This is a genomic window from Oleiphilus sp. HI0123, assembly GCF_001635315.1.
In genome coordinates this window covers 1-5,450 of record NZ_LWGE01001137.1, presented here as the reverse complement: position 1 = coordinate 5,450, position 5,450 = coordinate 1, and the positions used below count along the sequence as shown (strand labels likewise).

The following is a 5,450-nucleotide window of genomic DNA, read 5'->3' as shown; positions in this document are numbered from 1 at the left end:
GCAGCAATATCTGATGGTCAGTACAAAAAGGGTGAGAATGCCCTTCTGAAAGCTTTGTCGTTTGATGAAAAGAATATTCGGGTTCGCCTTGCTTTGGCAGATTACTACCGTAGTGGCCCAGGAGCGAATAAAGGTAAAGAATGGCAACAGCTAGATCAATCATACAAGCTAGATAGTTCAGATCTTCAACTGTTAAGAAGCATTGTAAGTTTCCACTTGCGTCATGACGGAGCGAAGAAAGCTGAAGAATTTATCGCCAGTGCGTTGAAAGCTAAACCAAGAGATTATGCGACCAATTTAGTAGCCGGTTACTTCTCGCTGAATCAAAGGAATATATCCACAGCGTTAAAACGTTTTACTATGGCTGCAGAGGTAAACAAGGAAGGTGAAGGTTATCTAAATGCCTTGTTTGCGAAAGGAAAAGCTGAGATATCTTTAAGTAAAGGCGATTCAGCAAAGCAAACGTTTAATGAAATTATTCGGGTGTTCCCCGAAAGTGAGTTGGGTTATAAAGGTTTGCTATCTGTTTATCTTATCGAAGATCAAGGTGCCGAAGGACGTAGTAAATTAGAGTTCTTCGCAAATAGTAATGCTCAGCTAGCGCCATATTATGTACTGATTCAGGAGTCGATCTCACAGCAGAATGTATCGGATGCTAAAGCGTATCTTGAAAAAGCGAAAGCGGCTCACGGAGAAGATGGAAAAACCAAGCGTTTAGGTGATGGAATTAAGTATGTTGAAGCCTTAATTGCAATGCGTAAGAGCGATTTCGCTACGGCGCGTACCAAAGTCGCTGAGGTTCTAACGAGTGAACCGGATAATATGCGCTTATTGTCTTTTTTAGTTGATCTTGAGCTGAAGGCTGGACGTGTTAATGAGGCTGAGAAAGTACTTGGTCAAATAGAGGCTATTAATGATAGCCACCCTGTTGTGAACATATTGCGCGGTGATATTGCGCTATCCAAGAATGACTATTCAACAGCGCGTAAGCTATTGATGCAAAGCTGGGGAAATGCACCCGTAGATTCTACAGCTGAAAAACTATATCGAGTGCTAGGTGTTTTGGGTGATAAGCCTGCCCAAAACAAGTTCCTTCAAGATTGGTTGGTTAAGCTACCTAACAGTACCCCAGCGCTTATGTATCAGTCCTTAGCTTATCAGCAGCGGGGGCAACGTATAAAAGCGGTTGAAGGTTATGAAAAAGTTCTGAAAATTGCGCCCAATAACGTCATGGCTCTGAATAATCTAGGGTGGATCTATTTTGAGAAAAAAGATTCGAGGGCGTTAGAGCTGTTAGCTAAAGCTGTAGACTTAGCGCCGGAGAGTCCAGCCGTTCTTGATAGTTATGGTTGGGTACTCGTTGATAACGGGAAGGTTTCTGAAGGCTTACCTTATCTAGAGAAAGCACATAAGCTCGCTCCGGAAATGGAAGAAATTGAAGAGCATTTAAACGCTGCTCGAGCCAAGCAGTAACCCTTGAGAAAAAGCCTGCATGAAGCAGGCTTTTTTCTTACTCCTATGAGTGTAGCGAATAGGGCTATTGCTCGTGGGTATTAATTCCAAACTTTTCCGTCAGGTTATAGAGTGTCGGCCTAGTAATTCCGAGTAGTCTAGCTGCTTGCGCCATATTATTCTGTGCGGCATGAATAGCTTGTGTGATTGCCGTTTTTTCTGCTGCGTCTCTTATTTGGCGAAGATTAAGCGCCTCTTCAGTCGCACAAGCATCATTTGACAGCTCAAGGTCTGAGCTCGTGACAAGCTTATCATCAGCCATGATGACTGCCCGCTTTACTTTGTTAATAATTTCTCGAACATTACCTGGCCATTCATAGCTCTTTATTGCTCGCATCGCATCTTCGTTAAATGCTAATGTCGGACGGTTCATTTGTTGAGCGAAAGTTTTAAGCAAAGCTTGTGCAATGATAATCGCATCACCGTCACGCTCCCTGATGGGGGGGATATTGAGAGAAATTTCACTCACTCGATAATAGAGATCCTCTCTGAATAAGTTTTGGTCAATGAGTTGTTGGACATTCTGGTGGGTTGCGCAAACAACTCGAACATCTACGGGTATCGGTTTAACGCCGCCAACTCTTTCAATCACTCTTTCCTGAAGGAAGCGTAATAGCTTAACTTGAAGCGGCATCGGCATGTCGCCAATTTCATCAAGAAATAAAGTGCCGCTATCTGCGAGTTCAATCTTTCCTTGTTTGGTTTGGGTTGCGCCAGTAAAAGCACCTTTCTCGTGTCCAAATAGCTCGCTTTCAAGCAGGTTTTCAGGAATTGCTCCGCAGTTAATAGCGACAAACGGGTTATCTTGCCTTGGGCTAACTTGATGAATTGCTTTCGCGAGTACTTCTTTTCCTGTCCCGGTTTCACCTAATAAAAGGGTCGTCACATCAGCAGGTGCTATTTTTTCTATCATTCGACAGACTTCTAGCATCTTGCTGCTACTCGCTATAATGCCCGCTAAGCGTGATGAGGATGAGCCTGTTGATAGTTCTTGATTTTGCTTCTCCAGCTCATGCATGCGGAAGGCTCGATCAACAATAAATGAAAGAATATCGGCATCTAAAGGTTTTTGGAAAAAATCACTTGCGCCCAAGCCAACAGCTTTGACAGCATTTTCTTTTTCCTCCCGTCCAGTAACAACGATTACTTTTGTTGTTGGGGCTAGCCTTAGTATCTCTTCGAGCGCTTGAAAGCCTTCGCTTGAACCGCCTGGGTCTGGAGGTAGTCCAAGATCCAGTGTCACGACTTGTGGCTCTTCACGACGGAGTATGGACAACGCAGCTTCCCTGTCTGATGCGAGATGTACGTCAACGCCTTCAAAACACCAACGCATTTGGCTTTGTAGGCCAGGATCATCTTCTACAATTAAAAGTTTTCGTTTCACGTTTAATTACCCGTACAGTCTTTGAAATAGCATTGAAATTTTACCCTTGAATTAACCTTTAGCCAGAGGAATTTTTAAGGTGAAGCAGGTGCCTACTTCTATCTGGCTCGTGACGCTGATTGTGCCGCCTAGTTTTCTTAAATATTCACGGCTTTGGTACACGCCGATTCCCATACCCGTAAGGCCTTTGGTACTTTCAAAAGGCTTAAATAATTGGTTCTGAATGAACTCTTCGCTCATACCAATGCCGCTGTCTTGTATAAAAAGAAAGATATGCTCGGAAGTTTGCTTGCTGGCAATGGAGACCTCTCCTGCTTTGTCGGTCGCATCTATGGCATTTTGAACGATATGCCCTATTGCGGAACGCAGTTGTTCTTTGTCTGCATGTATCCATATTGGCTGCTCAAGTGCTTCTAAAGACGGGGATGGGCTAGATTTTTTATGACTTTGGTAGATCTCTAGCAATATTTCACCTAGCTCAACGGAAGCTTCCTCATTGTTCTGGTTTGGATTATGAATTTGCTGTAGCAGGTGATCCATTTTCTCGACTGTATGGCTTGTCGTGCGAATCATATCGTCAACAAAAGCAGGGTTGGATTTGTGCTTTTCGGCATTCTTAACGAGCAAAGATAGCTGCGCGATAATGGTCTTTATATCATGAACCAGAAAGGCAGATGCTTTATTTACCGCTTCGAACTGCATGGCAGTACCTAGCTTTTCCTGAGAGTCACTTTGAACAATGTAGCTACATGCTTGCTGAGAAACAATTTTCAACAGGTCGTAATTCTCCCAGTTTAGGTCAATCGTTGCGATGGGTTCACATAGCAAGACTAATCCGGATAGGTTTTCACCGACCCCAAGGGGCAGAATCAGCCATGGGTGCTCGAGGTGAAGCATGCTTTCCGGAATTTCGATCAGCTTATATTTGCTTGGGTCTAGCATGTATTCATCGAGGTTGATGATCCAGTCATTTTGGGTGAAGAAGGTTATTAGCTCGGAATGATGGTCGATGTCTCCGAACTTTGCATCAGGTAGGTGGTATTGTGCTTTGGGTTTGAATAAACCTTCCTCGTCTTTAATCCAGATCGCGCCCGACTGGCTCCCGACCAAGTCGCCAAGGATTTTTATCGCCTGTAGTGATGGAGGGTGGGAGGTATCTGTATCAGAAAGCGCGCGTGTACTCTTGATCCATTCGTCGCGATAGTCGTATTTATAGTCGAAAAAATTCTTACTAATAAAAACCATTATACGTGCGCGTAGAATTGGAGAGCTAATTAGAAGTATTAATGTTATTAGGCCGATTACGATAAACAGTATTCGTAGAGCTTCACCCCACGTGCCACCAAATACACTGATATAGTAGCCACCGGCAGAAATTAAGATAAGGTAGATTCCGGCGACCACCAGTGTTGTCGAATGGAAAGCCATTTGACGTGAGACGTGCATTCCGATGACTTGTTTTTGGTTGTTCATTAAAGTCAACGCGATAAAAGGAGCGGCCAGGGCATTAATTGCGCCGCGCGTTTCCCATAGTGGGGCGGATAACTCGCGAAACAAGAGTGCATCTGAATACATAAAGAAGTCGTAGCAGAACAGGGTGCCAATCGCGATGGTTAGGTATTTGATTCCGGAACGGCTATACATATTCGCGCTACGCCATACTTGTTCTAAAAGTAAAAGTGCGACGATAGAAAGTGATACCTGAAACAACAGAATCGAATAGCTGGACACCCATTGTGAGCCTGAGATACCTTGGGCCAAGGTAATAAAGACCATAGCAGCGAGCAGAGCGAGAATGGCCGAACTGAGATAAAAGCGGTCTCTGCCTTGTTGTTGGTTAGGAATGAAGCTAATCCCCAAGAGCGCGTAGAGAACGTCAAACCAGGCTGCATTGCGAATGAGTTCAAAGGTGTATCGTAGATAGAATGGCACATCAAAGCCTAAGCCTTGTGCGACCAATGCGCCCATCCATAAACTGCTTGCTAGCGCAGCAAGTAGTAAGGAACGATCAACGGATCTGCGTAAATACTTGCTAGCGATAAATACTGCGAGTAGCAGGAAGGCCAGGAGTCCAATACTATTTGAAATAGTTAAGAATGAAATATTCATTGAGCCGGTAGTGTGCCTGAACGTACTTATATTGGAGTGTTTTGAAAATCTGAACCTGATAGTACTTGATAGAATTGATAAATGAACAAAGATTCAGTCTGTTAGTTTTAGTGTAGCAGAGTCATGAGCAGAGTTATTGATTAAATCGCTTGGATTTGAGATTACCTAAGAGAAGTATGTTCTTAATTCAGGTCAAGCAAAAAAACCGGATTCGCTGGGATACGAATCCGGTAAATAGTGCGAGTAGTATCCATGAAAGTCTTTCATTGCTGATAATTGCACTTCGCTTATCAGACACTCAAAGTATTAGTCAGATCGCTCAAAAAACAAGCATTTTTTAATGATATTTTCTTCTAAGTTGGCGTGCTAACCTTTGATATGGTTTTTAGCCGACGAGAGATTAGCCTGTGCTGGAACTCCAGCACTTAGCGGTGTGGTTTGTGTT

The 5,450-nt window shown here is 43.6% G+C and carries 3 protein-coding genes; 1 reads left to right on the top strand and 2 read right to left on the bottom strand.

All coding sequences use genetic code 11. From position 1 onward, the window contains the following. A partial coding sequence (locus A3761_RS11920) for a tetratricopeptide repeat protein (RefSeq protein ID WP_156491810.1) occupies positions 1-1,473 on the top strand: 1,473 nt, incomplete at its 5' end. A gap of 64 nt (positions 1,474-1,537) precedes the next feature. Here the strand turns inward: A3761_RS11920 and prsR are convergent. Together prsR and prsK are read right to left on the bottom strand one after the other, a co-directional pair. Then, positions 1,538-2,896 carry a PEP-CTERM-box response regulator transcription factor gene (gene prsR / locus A3761_RS11915; protein WP_082865148.1) on the bottom strand — a complete coding sequence of 453 codons (1,359 nt, stop codon included), beginning with the start codon at positions 2,894-2,896 and terminating at the stop codon, positions 1,538-1,540. A gap of 51 nt (positions 2,897-2,947) precedes the next feature. Continuing rightward, positions 2,948-5,005 carry an XrtA/PEP-CTERM system histidine kinase PrsK gene (gene prsK / locus A3761_RS11910; protein ID WP_068515274.1) on the bottom strand — a complete coding sequence of 686 codons (2,058 nt, stop codon included), beginning with the start codon at positions 5,003-5,005 and terminating at the stop codon, positions 2,948-2,950. Positions 5,006-5,450: the final 445 nt, after the last annotated feature.

Bases quoted from the DNA above. Each gene is read 5' to 3' on its own strand.
- prsK (WP_068515274.1), bottom strand. From the start codon at position 5,005: ATGAATATTTCATTCTTAACTATTTCAAATAGTATTGGACTCCTGGCC.